This window comes from Mucilaginibacter sp. SMC90 (genome assembly GCF_022811725.1).
Taxonomy (GTDB): domain Bacteria; phylum Bacteroidota; class Bacteroidia; order Sphingobacteriales; family Sphingobacteriaceae; genus Mucilaginibacter.
The window spans coordinates 3,870,364-3,885,274 of sequence record NZ_CP094527.1; the positions used below are offsets into that span (position 1 = coordinate 3,870,364).

Sequence of the window (14,911 nt, forward strand, 5' to 3'; positions counted from 1 at the left end):
CTCTTAAGAAAATTAAACAGCTTTTAGTGCATCAGCCATCAGTATGGCTGTTTTATAAACATCTTCAAAGGTATTGTAAAGCGGTACAGGACTCAGGCGGATCACGTCGGGTTCGCGCCAATCGCCTATGACGCCGTTTTGTGCCAGGTAGTTAAAAATTGTCCGCGCATTTCGCTTGCAAACTACCGAAAGCTGGCAGCCGCGGGTAGCCGGATCTGCTGGAGTAATGATCCTGTAAACTTCTTCGCCCTGCTCCTGATTGATCTCCCGAATTAAAAACTCCAAATAGCCCGTCAAACGAACGCTTTTCTCCCGGAGAGCATCTAACCCACCCGCATCATCAAAAATAGCCATGGAGGCTTTAAATAACGCGAGAAGCAATATTGGGCTTGTGCTTACCTGCCAGCCTGCAGCGCCGATCTCAGGATCGAAGCCCGGAGCCATCAGGAATTGCTTGTCCCGGCGGTAGCCCCACCAGCCGGCAAACCTGCTTAGTTCTTTACCGGTAAAATGTTTTTCGTGTACAAAAATGCCGCTTATCCCACCAGGCCCGGCGTTCATATACTTGTACGAGCACCAGCAGGCGAAGTCTGCGCCCCAGTTATGTAGCTGAACAGGTACATTGCCCGCCGCATGAGCCAGATCAAAACCGGCATAGGCCCCTGCTGCATGGGCCGCGTCGGCTACCGCTTTCAGATCAAAGAACTGCCCGGTATAATAATTGATCCCGCCAAACAGTACTAAAGCCAGCTCATTTTTATGTTGATCGATAGTTTGGATGATATCTTCAGTTCGTAATGTAGCCTCACCTTCCCGCGGAAAAATCTCAATTATTGCATCTTTAGGATCGAGGCCATGGAACTTCACCTGGCTTTCCATAGCGTATTGATCCGAAGGGAAAGCCCCTCCTTCCATGATGATTTTAAAACGTTTATTATCTGGTTTATAAAAACTTACCATTAGTAAATGAAGATTTACTGTAAGTGAGTTCATTACGGTAACTTCATTTTCCTGCGCGCCAACAATGCGGGCAATGGAACCGGTAATCGATTTGTGATAGTCAAGCCAGGGATCATCTCCCTGGAACCAACCTTCAACAGCAAGGTTTTTCCAGGCGTCTAATTGGTCGGCAAGATATTGCTTCGCCGACACGGGCTGCAACCCGAGCGAGTTACCACAAAGGTAAACCGCATCCCCGCCATTGTGCTTCGGAATTAAGAAGCGGCTTCTGAAATCTTTAAGCGGATCCTGCTCATCCTGTTGTCGGGCAAATGCCAGATCATTTTGATAGTTCATTCGCCAATATTACAAAATAGGAAGCTTATTTGTTGGGCTTGCTTACGTAAATATTGCCCTTTACATAGAAACGATAAGGCAGTAAGGCATCTTCGGCAGCGTACGCTACCCCTATCCGCGGACCGGCTTTTATCTGCTCATCAGGAAAAGTCAAACCGCGATCTTCAAGCCAGATTGTATCACTTTGCAGGCTAAAAGCATTAATATTGCGCGAAATCCCTAAAGCCTTAGCTACCGAACCCGGCCCTGCTGTAATATTGGGCTTAAGCACCGGCATATTACGGCGTACCTGCATAGCCTCGATACCATCTGTGGGTTGAATGGCCCGGATTAGGATTGCCTGCGGATGCCCTTCGCTTGAGGTAACGATATTGAACATTTCGTGAATGCCATAACAGAGGTAAACATAAGCGATGCCACCCTGCATGAACATGGTTTTAGTCCGCGGTGTGTTGCGATTGCCGAAAGCATGTGAGGCCTTATCTGTAACGCCATTATAAGCCTCTGTTTCAACAATATAACCACCAGTAATTACACCATCAATACAGGTAAATAAATACTTGCCTAACAGATCTTTACTGATACTTACCACATCATTGCCCAGGTAATAACTTTTAGGTAATTTCATTTTTTCAGGATTCCCTTCAATAATTTATTGATCTCTTTTGCCTTATCGAAGATCATAATATGTGTGCCGCCCCTAATAAGGGTAGCACCTTTTATTCTTTTATAATTAAACACCAAGTCTTTATCACCGGTAATATGATAGAGATTTGGCGGGACAATTTCGTTTTTCCAATGCAAAATGGCATACATAGCCCATTTCATAAATACCGGCGATGATTTTTTGAGCATATCGCTAAATAACCATGCATCCTCCTGGCTCATGTGACCAGACAAAGGTTTAACCATGAAACCCATCGAATTAAATACTTTACCCGGAATAAGTTTGTAAACAGGCAGCTTGCGGAAAAGCCTGAAATACCCTGGCGCCTCATCGCTGGTTTTAATACTGGAGATCAGAATAACCTTTTCTACCGGTATGAACTTTGCTATTTCAACAGCAATGATCCCACCTAAAGAATTACCAATGAGTACAGAATTAGGCTTGATATTATATTGATAAATAAGCCTTTGTGCATAATCAGGTAAAGTGTCGTTTAAGCCAGGTTCAATCCAATCAACGGTAATTACCTCATGTTCATTAAGGTTGATATTATTATATACACGGGTGTCGGCGCCGAGACCGGCTATCAGATAGATCCTGCTCATTAAAAATTAACAAGCTTTACTATTTGCTCAAGATACTGTGCGTCGGTTTCGTTGAATTGATCGAGCAATTCACTATCTACATCAAGTACCGCCACTACTTTATCGTCTTTAAATACCGGCACTACGATCTCCGAGCGCGAAAGTGAGCTGCAGGCAATATGCCCCGGAAATACCTCAACATCGGGCACAACCAATGTTTTAGCCTGTTGCCATGCTGCGCCGCAAACACCTTTCCCCAGGCCAATACGGGTACATGCTACGGGGCCCTGAAACGGTCCTAACACCAACTCGTTTTCTTTAACCAGGTAAAAGCCTATCCAAAACCATTTAAACTGCTCTTTTAAAGCCGCTGCAACATTGGCCATGTTGGCCACCAGGTCGGGCTCGCCATAAAGCAAAGCTTCAATTTGAGGGATAAGCGTGGTATACTGTTCGGTTTTATCGGTTGATGCGGTAATTGTTAAATCCTCTGCCATGGCACAAAAGTAAGGATGTGCTGTTGAAAGTAAATAAGGCAAATATCATATTTAATCTTTTATTTAGCATTTGCATGATCGTTAGCCTCACTATAATCCGCTACCGCAAACTGTTTATTCCTTTTGCCTTATTGGCTATGGCTATTCATCGCCTCCCCTTGCTAATGCAAAAAGGATGCAGCTTTTACAAGCTTCTGGGCTCGGGCAAAAACGGAACCTTTGATCTTGAGCCCGATTGGCAACAATGGGGTTTATTGGCCTGCTGGGATAGCCGTGAAGATTTTGATGTATTCCATAACCGTTCGTTTGTTTCTTCCTGGTGGAGGCTGTTAAGCACCGAAAGCTGGACAATGCTTTGCGCTCCCATACAAAGCCATGGAAGCTGGGATGGTAAAGAACCTTTTGGCAAGCCGGACGCAAGCGATATTAGCGGTCCGGTTGCGGTACTTACACGCGCAACCATTAAATTTAGCAGGTTAAAGAATTTCTGGACTAATGTAGATACAGTTGCAAATACCATGGCATCCGCACCGGGATATATAAATTCATTTGGCGTCGGCGAAGCTCCAGTGTACAGGCAGGCTACGTTTTCTGTTTGGGAAAGCCTGGATTATGTAAAGGCTTTTGCCTATAAAAGCCCCGAACATGCCGAAGTAATAAAAAAGACGAGAAGCGAAGGCTGGTACAGTGAAGAACTCTTCGCCCGATTTAAACCGGTTGCCAGCTTTGGCACCATCAACGGAAAAGATCCGTTAAACGGACTATTGGATAAATAAAAAAGACATGAGAATTATTGCAGAACTCCCGCACCCCGATTTCAAGATCTCTATCCTAAATATGAACAATAAATTTATTGTAAAGATAGAGCAGGGCTCCCTTGAGCAAAGTTACAAGATCCCCGAGATGGATTTAACCGATGGTGTTAACAGTGTTTTTGAATTGCTTGACGAAGAATTTTTAAAGAAAATAGCAACCCGGTTTAATGACATGCGTGTGGATTACAAGGATGCTTATTTCAGATACAACTATTAAGTTAACCAATACAAATGACTAATAATTAACTACTTATAAAATAAGCCAATCTGAAACAGAATTTAATTTGGCAATTAATTGCCTTTGGGGCACTAATTGATTTTATCTTTGGCTCTATCTAAATAAAAAGTTAAGATATTTTAAGTTAAAGTTCTGATAATTAATAAACTTATAACGCCAAACAAAATTTAATTCTGCGTTGAATTTGGCAAAATAAATGATAAGTTAAGCCAGTAAAAGGTCGCAATACCAAAATCCGGCAGGCGTTGATTCAGTCGCCGAAACACAGGAATCATCGGCGTTTTTGGGCGCAGCATATTCCTTAAAAATCTTCACACCGGTTTTATATTTTATTTCACTGTTAAATATAGGCCCTTTAAAAGTGAAGGTATGGAACTCCCCATTCTCGCCGCATACATCGACATCGTCGGGCAAAGCATCAATCAGTTCGCGGCTGATTTCTTTTCCAACTATCCTTTCCAAACGCTGCTGGCTACAGGCTATCACTGTACCGAAACCGAGATTTAAAAATTCATTTATCAATTGAGATGTATCCCGTTTCCACAACGGGTAAATCCCTTTAAGACCTATTTCACTTAACCGGGCGTCGCGGTAATCTTTAAGGTCCTGCAAAAAGATATCGCCAAAAATGGAATGGGTTATGCCCTCGTTTTTGAAACGGGTTAAATGATGACGCATCACATCGTCATACTCTTTCATCCCGGGCATTTCGGGCAGGCGGATCTGGTATAAAGGAATGCCAATGGCCTCAGCCTGTTTGATCAGTAACTCAGTTCTTACGCCATGCATCGAAATTCTGTCGGCGGCGTCATTAATGGTGGTCACAAGATACGCGATCTCAATCTCCGGGTTTTGCAGGCAATAATATAAAGCAAGGGCGCTGTCTTTACCGCCGCTCCAATTGAAGATGCACTTCATATTTAATTAGTGATTTAGTGCGTTAGCGAATTAGTGATTTCAATTTTTCAGCAATTCATTTACTAATGCAGGTACGCCAACTGTAGCTTTTTCCTGGATCTTAATTACGTTTCCCCTCACATTTACTGAAAGAATACTAGGGTCGACAATATATTTCGGCACTTCCCGATCAACGTAACCGATCAGTCCGGCTGCCGGGTAAACTGCCAGCGAGGATCCAACCAGGATAAATAAATCGGCACCGGCGCAGATCATGGCGGCGGTTTCTATCATTGGCACGGCTTCACCAAACCAAACTACGTGCGCGCGCAATTGCGAGCCTAATTCGCATTTCTCTCCCATTTTAATTTGCCAGCCATCGATTGGGTAAGTAAGTTCAGGCTTGATACTTGATTGCGACCGGGTGATGATTCCGTGCAGGTGTACCACGTTAGTTGAGCCTGCTCTTTCATGCAGATCGTCGATATTTTGGGTAACGATGGTCACTTTATATTTTTCTTCGAGCGCGGCAAGCGCATAGTGAGCAGCATTGGGTTTTGCCTCCAACACAGATTTACGGCGCTCGTTGTAAAACTGCTGCACCATAACCGGGTTGTGCTCCCAGGCTTCGGGTGTGGCAACGTCTTCAATATTATAACCTTCCCACAGCCCATCGCTGTCCCTGAAGGTTTTTAAGCCGCTTTCGGCGCTGATTCCGGCTCCCGTTAGTATTACTATATTTTTCATATTTATTTAAGTAGACAGGCTGGTTAGGCCATAAAAAAAGCGGATCGTTTTTCAACAATCCGCTTTAAATTTAAGTTCATTTATCTTATAAAGCCAATTGCTTTTTATCCTGCAGAAAAGTATACTTGCTCTTCGCCAGCTCAAAGCCGCCAAAAAGTATCGCACTGAACACTAATGTACCCAACGCCATATTGCGTTCAAACGGAATAGCTTTAACCAATGATTCTCCATAACCGGCCAGGGTATGTGGATAAAGCGTACCATATAACCATGGCAAATCTGTAATTAACCAGTGAATTAAAACAGCTGCAATTGAACCTAAAAGTACATTGATAACATTTACCTTCTCAAGCAAACTACCTATCAGCACCATCAAGGCAAAGCATAAGTACACCCATGCTGCACCGCCATACCATAAAGTTAGCTTTGAGGTATACAGGTAATTGATCACAATATCAGTTGTAAACAGCGTAAGCAATACTGTTGCATACCCCTTCCATTTTGATGTAAAATAAGCACCGCCAAACAATGCAATAGCACCTACCGGGTTAAAATTGCTCAATTCCTTATATTTAAATGCTAAAAGCCTGAAAGCGGCAGCAACCAGGATCATCAGGATCAGGAACAGGTTGCGGTTAGTGTTATCTTTTGCGGTCATGATTTTATATATGGCGTAAAATTACTTAATAATATCTGAACAATAAAAATTACTAATTGAACTGATACCGCGCACCAAGCATGAAGTTGATACCGCGTGTGTTGTATCCTAACCAGTCTACGTACTTAGTATCCAAAACGTTGTTCAGGTCGCCAAAAACATTCAATTGTTTGGTGGCTTTGTATTCAAGGTGCAGGTCAACCAGGTTGTAGTGTTTCAACATAATCACTTTTGACGGATAGGTTGAAAAATCCTGATCGGTACGGCTGCCTGTATATTTGTAATTAACGCCAAACTGCAAATTAGCTAAAACCTCATAGTTTACGTTAGCACCAAAAGTACTTTTAGGCCTGCGGTATAGGTTGTTTGTTTGCAAGCCTGTTTCGTCAGTAAGTTTACCGGTTACATATGCGTAGTATGCAGATGCATGTATTTTGTTGGCGTGATATTTCAACTCGGTTTCAAAGCCTTTGTCTTTTTGCTCCTGCCCGTTTTTATAAAAGGAATCATAAGGTGGCTGCGACTCAGAGAAAAAGTAGATCACATCTTTTGTATTACGCTTAAAAAACTGTGTATTAAATGAAAGTTCGTTCCTGACAATTTCCCAGTCGAAACCTGCTTCATACGATGTCGTGATCTCCGGATTTAATTTAGGATTGCCATATTGCGAAAACAACTGGTATAACGAAGGCGACCTGAATGCCGAAGCTACAGTACCGAAGATCTTAAACTGATCGGCAAGGTACAATGACGGGTTTATAGTATAGGTAAATTTATCACCGTATTTGCTATGATTATTATACCTGCCGCCTAACTCCATATGGAAGATATCATATTTAAAAAACAACGATGTGTATGCGCTGAAGATGTTATTGGCAGCATCACCAGCTTTGATAATGCTCGGCTGGCCCGGATAAGCTGTTGATTCAAATAAGCTATACTGGCTTGTGTTGCTGTATTTAAAGCCCGCGCCGCTGGTGATATCCAAATACTTATTCAGCTCATAATAAAACACGGCTTCGGCATTGGTTATACGGCCTGTATTTTTCGTAACCTGGTGGGTGCCGTCATTATCAGAAGACAGGTTATTAAAATCGTTCTGAACTGTATTTTGAGACAGGTTTACATTAAGGTTACCTTTAGGCAAGATCAATTTTGCACCTACACCGCCAAATAAGAAGGTATTTTTATAGGTGTAATCATTGTCATTGGTAAAAGCACCGTAAGGCAGATCGCCAGTGTTATGGCTTACCTGCAAATTTCCATTCAGGATAAACTTAGACGATATGTTTTGGCTTAGGTTTACACTGGCAGAGCGTTGATGAAATCCATCTTTCTTAAAACCGCCTTTGCCTGTGGTATCTGTAGCCGCTGCAAAACCTTTCGAATCGGTATTTGACAGGTTAATGGCTACACCTGTATTTTTTACCTGCCCAATTAATGAAGCCGATTCTTTAAACGTATTATAGCTGCCGCCCATTAACTGCAAACCACCGGTCAATCCTTCTTTTTTAGCCTTTTTGGTGATTATATTGATAACACCGGCTACAGCGTCAGAACCATACAGTGTTGAACCGCTTCCTTTTAAAATCTCAATATGATCTATCAAATCTACCGAAAAGGCATTGAGATCATAACTGCCGTCGATGCCGGATGCATTATTTACCGGGAAGCCATCAACAAGGATAAGGGTATTGCCCGATGATGCTCCACGCAGGAAAACCGAGGTACTGATGCCCGGCGCATTGTTTGCTCCTGAAAATGTTATGCCTGCAACATTATTTAGTAATTGAGGCAATGATTTACCTTGGGATTTATTGATCTCATCAGCCGAGATGATAGTAACAACCCGACCAATATCTGACAGCTTTTTAGGCGAACGACTTGCAGTTACTACCACTGTATTTAATGTGCGTGTGGTATCCTGGGCATATGCAGCATTGGCCGATAAACCAACTGCTAACAAGCCGAAACCCAAAGTAATTTTAGCGTACTTTTTTTCCATGTATGATTGATAATGTATAAAATAATAATGCAACCTGGATAGCATACACGGAAATGAATAAATGAAAACACGCCAATTGAAGAGCATTCACATTCAAGCTTCAATCCCCGAAAGCTATGAATAACATATAATGCCTTGGCAGGTCTTCTGACTTACTCCCCATTTGCCTGGCCTTCCCTCCTGTTTACAGAAAGTGACCTATAGATTTGGCAACGGTTACAGAGCTTACAGCTGCGGGACAGTTACGGACTTACACCGTATTCCCTTTTAATTCATCAAACAATTTCAATGAAACCTAAAGCGCTGCAAAAGTAACGTAACTAAGGCAGATACGCAAGCTCTTTAGGTTGAGCATGAATTTTCATTTTTGCAAATCAATGAGTTACATAAACCATAACATTAAATAAAAATATACCGATATTGAGCCGACTTTATTAACCAATAACATTTATGAGTTTAGACCTGCAAGTTTACACCAACTCGCTATCCGATGACCTTATCCCAAAAATTGTAAAGCGACTTAATGATTTCGACATGGTCGTTGAAATACATTCGGCTTTTTCATTCAACACGCAATCCGGCTTTTTGCCGTTTAAATTCATTTTAACAAATCCCCGTTTTGATGTGTTAAAGGGCAAGCAACTCGTTAGCGGGTTTGAGTTATTTATAGATGATTTTAACTTAAAATCTAAAAAAGCTGAGCTTAATCCACCTCCCTCGAAGGGCCTCTTCCAAAAATTATTTGGCAAAAAAACATCAGAAACTTTGTTTGCGCCTTTGGAGTTTGAAGAACAGTTGAAAAACTGTACAAAAGAAGTGACCTTTGTATGGCATGCTGGTGATAGTTTTGAATTAAGATTTTCCGCGTTAGTAAGTGCGGTTTTAACTGAACTTACAAAAGGCGTTTGTTGCTATCCGGCAGACGAAATATGGTATAATACCGATACAATTGTTGAAGATGCTTATCGGGATGTGCAGGAATTTGAAGGAGCGTTGACTGAAAAAAGTCTACAATATCACGAATTTCAACAGTGGAACTAATAAGTCCGCCTATTCTTAATGAGAATTTGTATCACGATATTATTTGTCATTTGCTTTCTACAGGTTTCCGGGCAGCAAATCGATACGGTGCTTTTAAAAGGCTTGCTGCATGAGCACTCCGAATTATTTTCGGGCATCCTGAATCATCCCACACAAAACGAAATACAGATCTTATATACCCGGATAGACAGGGACAAAAACAACGTTCCCCATTTTACTTCATATAGTTATCGCCTTAACGCTAATCATTATTTTTATCCTGCAAGTACCGTAAAGCTTCCTACAGCCATATTTGCGCTCGAAAAGCTAAACGAGCTAAAGGCAAAAGGCTTAAACCGAAAATCGGTTATGATTACCGACAGCTCATTTGCTGGTCAGACTAAAGTCCGAGTAGACACATCATCCGCTATGGGCTTACCGAGTATCGAAAACTATATCAAAAAGATCCTGCTGGTAAGCGATAACGATGCCTATAACCGGTTGTATGAATTTGTGGGGCGGGCGGAGATCAATCAAAAGCTTAAAAAATACCATCTTAATGATACCAGGATTGTAGGCAGGTTAGCTATCGGCGATGCCGGTGAAAGTACAAGGCACACCAACCCTATCGATTTTTATGACGATGACAAACTGGTTTACCATAAACCAGACTTGTACGATGCTTTGAACTATCCCATGCACCTTGAAAATATGCTGCAGGGCAAAGCTTATTTAGATAGCAGCGACCACCTGGTTAACAAGCCGCTTGATTTTTCTGAAAAGAATGTTTATTCCCTTGCGGATCAACAAATGGTACTTGAACGATTGCTGTTCCCTGAAACTTTCCCGAAAACACAGCGCTTTAACTTAACTATAGATGACTATCGCTTCATTTACCGTTACATGAGCACCTTCCCTACCGAAAACACTAAACCCACCTATAACCGGCCTGGATATTTCCCGGCCTATTGTAAGTTTTTGTTTTATGGAGGTGACAGTACAGCTGTTATAAACCCAGATATAAGGATCTTTAATAAAGTTGGTGACAGTTATGGTTATGATATTGACAATGCCTATATCGTAGATTTCAAAAATAAGGTAGAGTTTATGCTCAGTGCCGTTGTGCAATCAAATGAGGATGGGATACTGAACGATAATAAATATGAATACGCTACCGTATGCCTGCCTTTCCTGAAAAACCTTGGCCAAGTCATATATCAATATGAATTAAAGCGTCCTAAAAATCGCAAGCCCGATTTAACTAAATTTAAATTTATCTACAGTAAAAAGCAATAAAATTCACTTCAGAAAAACTTAGTAGCCATAAAGGTGTTTTAAAAGCGATAACTATTTAAAAACCTATGGCAACTACAATAGTAAAATATACCGACAACTTCCCTGTACTTTATGGTGATGACCGCATAAACCTGAATTGGCCCGAGCGCTTCACCTCTATTGCAGGCGGCATGAAACTCGGCTTCTCTGGTTTTAAAAACATTTTTAAAAACCCATTTGCAAGTATCGTAAAAATAGGTGCCGGTGGTTACCTGTTAAACCGTGGCATTACCGGGCATTGCGAACTCTATAAACGCATTGGCAAGCTATCAACCAATCCCATAAATGTAAATATCCGATCCTCGTTCATCGTAAACAAACCGCGGGAAAAAGTATACGAGTTTTGGCGCAAGCTGGATAACCTGCCGCTGTTTATGAAGCACCTGGAAAGCGTGGAGGTCATCGATTCAAAATATTCACATTGGGTATTAAAGCTGCCGAAAAATGTAGCAACAGTTAGCTGGCATGCCGAAATTGTTCATGACGAACCTAATGAAATGATTGGCTGGAGCTCTCTGTCCGATTCCATGATCAATAACGCCGGTAAAGTACGCTTTCAGGATACCGTTGACGGGCAAGGCACCATTGTTGATGTGGTGATCAGCTATCAGCCTCCTGCAGGTGGTGTTGGCGCAGGTATAGCTAAAATACTAAACCCCGTATTTAAGAATATGGTTGATAAAGACATCCAGAACTTTAAACAGTATATGGATATCAATAATGATGCTGATGAATTTACCGAGGTGATCATCATTGAATAATCATAGCCCTTTCATTGGGCAGGCGATGCTTTCGTGAGGACACAAAAGCCGGGGAGATAAAACAAAAAAGGCCGCAAATTGCGGCCTTTTTCTTGCATTTACAATGCGATATTATTTTACTGCATCAACAACTGCTTTGAAAGCATCTGGGTTGTTCATCGCTAAATCAGCTAATACCTTACGGTTTAAGCCAATTTCTTTAGCGGCTAATTTACCCATTAACTGAGAGTAAGAAATTCCGTGCTGACGGGCACCAGCGTTAATACGTTGGATCCATAAAGCCCTGAATTCTCTCTTTTTGGTTTTACGGTCACGGTAAGCGTACTGTAAACCTTTTTCAACTGTGTTTTTTGCAATGGTGTAAACCTTGCTACGTGAACCCCAATAACCTTTGGCGAGGTTCATGATCCTTTTCCTGCGTCTTCTCGACGCTACTGCGTTAACTGAACGTGGCATCTTGTTTGATTTTTGGTAGTGAGTGCCTGCATCTCGTGTGCCGGACTTAAAACTCTAATACCTGGTTTTAAAATTTGTGAATTACTTTCCGATACAAAGCATACGTTTTACGTTACCCATGTCGGCATCAGATACTAAGCTGGTTTGACCAAGGGCACGCTTACGTTTTGTCGACATCTTGGTTAAGATGTGGCTTTTGTATGCGTTTTTTCTTGCGATTTTACCTGTTCCAGTAAGCTTGAAGCGCTTTTTAGCACTGGAATTGGTTTTCATTTTTGGCATAACTCTATTTATTTGTGTTAGATATTAACGTTTCTCAACGTTTTATTTTTAGCATCTGCACATTTTTAATTTGCACATCTGCACATTTTCATTATTTCTTAGCTGCCTTTGGCGCAAGGGTTAAAAACATCCTTTTTCCTTCAAGCTTAGGTAATTGCTCCACTTTACCTACTTCTTCTAATGCCTGGGCAAAGCGAAGCAACAAAATCTCACCTTGTTCTTTGTAAACAATGGCACGACCTTTAAAGTGTACGTAAGCTCTTACCTTTTCGCCGGCTTCCAAAAACTTAATGGCATGCTTTAATTTAAATTCAAAGTCATGATCATCAGTATTCGGTCCGAAACGGATCTCCTTAATAACCGTTTGCTTGGCATTACTTTTTATCTCCTTAAGCTTTTTCTTCTGCTCGTAAATAAACTTATTGTAGTCAGTTACTTTACAAACCGGCGGTACGGCGTTTGGAGATATTTCAACCAGATCCAGTTCCTGCTCCTGCGCAATGGCAAGGGCATCTCTTAATGAGTAAACTCCCTGCTCAACGTTATCACCTACAAGGCGAACTTCCTGAGCCCTAATGAATTGGTTTATGTTGTGTTCGGCTTCTTTTTTCTTAAAAGGAAGCCTTGGTCCTCTATTGAAAGGTTTGTTTAATGCCAAGTTATACTGTTATTTCTTTAGTTATCTGTTCTTTAAAATCTTCTATGCTCATACTTCCCAAATCACCGGTACCGTGCTTACGTACAGAAACCAACCCTTCGGCAGCTTCTTTTTCACCCACAACCAGCATGTAAGGGATTTTTTTGACTTCAGCATCACGTATCTTTCTGCCTATTTTCTCATCCCTGAAGTCGATTAGCCCGCAAATATCGGAATCTTTTAATATATCAGAAACTTTTTTTGCATATTCTTCATATTTTTCTGATATGGGCAGTATAATGAACTGTTCGGGTGATAACCACAGCGGGAAATTACCTGCGCAATGCTCAATTAATACCGCGATAAAGCGTTCCATCGAGCCAAATGGTGCCCTATGGATCATTACCGGACGGTGCTTTTGATTATCGCTGCCAGTGTATTCAAGTTCAAAACGCTCAGGCAGGTTGTAGTCAACCTGGATAGTACCTAATTGCCATTTACGGCCAAGGGCATCTTTCACCATAAAGTCAAGCTTAGGGCCGTAAAACGCAGCCTCGCCTAACTCTACAACAGTAGTCAATCCTTTTTCGGCAGCAGCCTCAATGATCGCACTTTCGGCTAAAGCCCAGTTTTCATCTGTACCGATGTATTTTGCCTTGTTTTCAGGATCACGTAACGACACCTGTGCAGTGTAATTTTCAAAGCCCAAAGCTTTGAACACGTACAGCACCAGGTCAATCACTTTTTTAAACTCATCCTTCACCTGGTCCGGACGGCAAAATAAGTGGGCATCATCCTGAGTAAAGCCACGTACCCGTGTTAAACCGTGCAACTCACCGCTTTGCTCATAACGGTACACAGTACCAAATTCAGCAAAACGCACCGGCAAGTCTTTGTACGAACGTGGTTTTGTTTTATAGATTTCGCAGTGATGCGGGCAGTTCATCGGTTTAAGGAAAAACTCCTCACCTTCCTGCGGTGTTTTTATCGGTTGGAACGAATCGGCACCGTATTTTTCGTAGTGGCCCGATGTTACATACAGGTTTTTATGACCGATGTGCGGAGTAATTACCTGCTCATATCCGGCTTTAACCTGTGCTTTTTGTAAAAAGTTTACTAAACGCTCGCGCAGTGCAGTGCCTTTAGGCAGCCACAATGGCAAACCCATGCCTACTTTTTCCGAAAAAGCAAACAGTTCCAACTCTTTACCCAACTTACGGTGATCGCGCTTTTTAGCCTCTTCGATCATGTGCAGGTACTCAGTAAGCTCACTTGCTTTGGGGAAAGTAACGCCGTATATACGGGTTAACTGCTTGCGTGTTTCGTCGCCACGCCAGTATGCACCGGCAAGGCTCATCAACTTAACCGCTTTTATAAAACCTGTGTTAGGGATGTGAGGCCCGCGGCACAGATCAGTAAAATTTCCTTGCGAATAAAAAGTGATAGCGCCGTCAGGCAGGTCCTTAATAAGGTCCAGCTTATACTCGTCACCTTTTTCAGTAAAATATTCAATAGCATCAGCCTTGCTAACCGGTTTGCGGATGTATTCCTCTTTGGTTTTAGCAAGTTCGATCATTTTATCTTCTATCTGCTTAAACTCGTCAGAAGATAAAACCTTGTCGCCAAAGTCAACATCGTAGTAAAAACCGGTTTCAATTGCCGGACCGATACCGAATTTAGTACCCGGATAAAGGGCTTCCAAAGCCTCGGCCATTAAGTGGGCTGATGAATGCCAGAAAGTTGATTTACCATCAGCATCGTTCCAGGTTAATAATTTAACGTGGGCGTCCTGCTCAATAGGGCGGCTTGCATCCCAAACCTGGCCGTCAACTTCGGCCGCTAATACGTTACGGGCTAAACCTTCGGAAATCGACTGGGCGATTTGCATCGAAGAGATCCCTTTGTCATACTGACGAACGGATCCATCAGGAAGTGTAATGTTAATCATCTACAACTATGATTTAAAGTTTAATAAAATTACGTTTAAACGGTCACCTACAAAGTGACCCTCATTTT

At 42.0% G+C, this 14,911-nt stretch carries 17 protein-coding genes and 1 riboswitch; of the genes, 5 read left to right on the forward strand and 12 right to left on the reverse strand.

The window, feature by feature from the left end; all coding sequences use genetic code 11:
- Positions 1 to 12 precede the first annotated feature (12 nt).
- From kynU to MTO98_RS16645, 4 genes are read right to left on the reverse strand one after another with little or no spacing between them, the layout of a single operon-like run.
- Positions 13 to 1,296 carry a kynureninase gene (kynU, locus tag MTO98_RS16630; protein WP_243487743.1) on the reverse strand — a complete coding sequence of 428 codons (1,284 nt, stop codon included), beginning with the start codon at positions 1,294 to 1,296 and terminating at the stop codon, positions 13 to 15.
- Between the two features lie 25 nt (positions 1,297 to 1,321).
- Positions 1,322 to 1,924: a DNA-3-methyladenine glycosylase gene (locus tag MTO98_RS16635; RefSeq protein WP_243487744.1), complete on the reverse strand. Its 603-nt coding sequence runs from the start codon at positions 1,922 to 1,924 to the stop codon at positions 1,322 to 1,324.
- Positions 1,921 to 2,568, reverse strand: a complete 648-nt coding sequence (locus MTO98_RS16640) for an alpha/beta hydrolase (RefSeq protein ID WP_243487745.1) — start codon at positions 2,566 to 2,568, stop codon at positions 1,921 to 1,923. Before MTO98_RS16640 ends, MTO98_RS16635 begins: the two co-directional genes overlap by 4 nt.
- Complete coding sequence (locus tag MTO98_RS16645) at positions 2,568 to 3,044, reverse strand: GAF domain-containing protein (RefSeq protein WP_243487746.1); 477 nt, start codon at positions 3,042 to 3,044, stop codon at positions 2,568 to 2,570. The genes MTO98_RS16640 and MTO98_RS16645 overlap by 1 nt, the downstream gene beginning before the upstream one ends.
- 74 nt (positions 3,045 to 3,118) lie before the next feature.
- Between MTO98_RS16645 and MTO98_RS16650 the strand changes: the two genes are divergently transcribed.
- On the forward strand, positions 3,119 to 3,820 hold the full coding sequence (locus MTO98_RS16650) for a DUF3291 domain-containing protein (protein WP_243487747.1): 702 nt from the start codon (positions 3,119 to 3,121) through the stop codon (positions 3,818 to 3,820).
- Between the two features lie 7 nt (positions 3,821 to 3,827).
- Complete coding sequence (locus tag MTO98_RS16655; protein ID WP_243487748.1) at positions 3,828 to 4,076, forward strand: hypothetical protein; 249 nt, start codon at positions 3,828 to 3,830, stop codon at positions 4,074 to 4,076.
- Positions 4,077 to 4,301: 225 nt separating this feature from the next.
- Here the strand turns inward: MTO98_RS16655 and MTO98_RS16660 are convergent, their stop codons facing one another.
- From MTO98_RS16660 to MTO98_RS16675, 4 genes are all read right to left on the reverse strand, one after another.
- Positions 4,302 to 5,015, reverse strand: a complete 714-nt coding sequence (locus MTO98_RS16660) for a diphthine--ammonia ligase (protein ID WP_243487749.1) — start codon at positions 5,013 to 5,015, stop codon at positions 4,302 to 4,304.
- A gap of 39 nt (positions 5,016 to 5,054) precedes the next feature.
- Positions 5,055 to 5,741, reverse strand: a complete 687-nt coding sequence (locus MTO98_RS16665) for an NAD-dependent deacylase (protein ID WP_243487750.1) — start codon at positions 5,739 to 5,741, stop codon at positions 5,055 to 5,057.
- 85 nt (positions 5,742 to 5,826) lie between these two features.
- Positions 5,827 to 6,399, reverse strand: a complete 573-nt coding sequence (locus MTO98_RS16670) for a DUF6580 family putative transport protein (RefSeq protein WP_243487751.1) — start codon at positions 6,397 to 6,399, stop codon at positions 5,827 to 5,829.
- 52 nt (positions 6,400 to 6,451) lie between these two features.
- On the reverse strand, positions 6,452 to 8,404 hold the full coding sequence (locus tag MTO98_RS16675; RefSeq protein WP_243487752.1) for a TonB-dependent siderophore receptor: 1,953 nt from the start codon (positions 8,402 to 8,404) through the stop codon (positions 6,452 to 6,454).
- Between the two features lie 119 nt (positions 8,405 to 8,523).
- A riboswitch (cobalamin riboswitch) is annotated at positions 8,524 to 8,718 on the reverse strand.
- A gap of 136 nt (positions 8,719 to 8,854) precedes the next feature.
- On the opposite strand from MTO98_RS16675, the gene MTO98_RS16680 reads away from it, so the two are divergent.
- The 3 genes from MTO98_RS16680 to MTO98_RS16690 all read left to right on the forward strand — a co-directional run bounded on the left by MTO98_RS16680 (position 8,855) and on the right by MTO98_RS16690 (position 11,520).
- The gene (locus MTO98_RS16680; protein WP_243487753.1) at positions 8,855 to 9,445 is read left to right on the forward strand and encodes a hypothetical protein; all 591 of its coding nucleotides are present in this window, start codon (positions 8,855 to 8,857) and stop codon (positions 9,443 to 9,445) included.
- Positions 9,446 to 9,463: 18 nt separating this feature from the next.
- Positions 9,464 to 10,720 (forward strand): serine hydrolase, encoded by a 1,257-nt coding sequence (locus tag MTO98_RS16685; protein WP_243487754.1) that lies wholly within the window; start codon positions 9,464 to 9,466, stop codon positions 10,718 to 10,720.
- Positions 10,721 to 10,785: 65 nt separating this feature from the next.
- The gene (locus tag MTO98_RS16690; protein WP_243487755.1) at positions 10,786 to 11,520 is read left to right on the forward strand and encodes an SRPBCC family protein; all 735 of its coding nucleotides are present in this window, start codon (positions 10,786 to 10,788) and stop codon (positions 11,518 to 11,520) included.
- Between the two features lie 111 nt (positions 11,521 to 11,631).
- Here MTO98_RS16690 and rplT read toward each other — a convergent pair whose 3' ends face one another.
- The 4 genes from rplT to thrS all read right to left on the reverse strand — a co-directional run bounded on the left by rplT (position 11,632) and on the right by thrS (position 14,843).
- Entirely contained in the window at positions 11,632 to 11,976 is a 345-nt protein-coding gene (rplT, locus tag MTO98_RS16695; RefSeq protein ID WP_022829871.1) for a 50S ribosomal protein L20, read from the reverse strand.
- Positions 11,977 to 12,057: 81 nt separating this feature from the next.
- Entirely contained in the window at positions 12,058 to 12,258 is a 201-nt protein-coding gene (gene rpmI / locus MTO98_RS16700; protein WP_090525627.1) for a 50S ribosomal protein L35, read from the reverse strand.
- A gap of 91 nt (positions 12,259 to 12,349) precedes the next feature.
- A complete protein-coding gene (gene infC, locus MTO98_RS16705; RefSeq protein WP_090525629.1) occupies positions 12,350 to 12,916 on the reverse strand; it encodes a translation initiation factor IF-3 in 567 nt (188 codons plus the stop codon).
- A 1-nt stretch (position 12,917) separates the two neighbouring features.
- Positions 12,918 to 14,843, reverse strand: coding sequence for a threonine--tRNA ligase (gene thrS, locus MTO98_RS16710; protein ID WP_121225221.1), 1,926 nt, complete (start codon positions 14,841 to 14,843; stop codon positions 12,918 to 12,920).
- Positions 14,844 to 14,911: the final 68 nt, after the last annotated feature.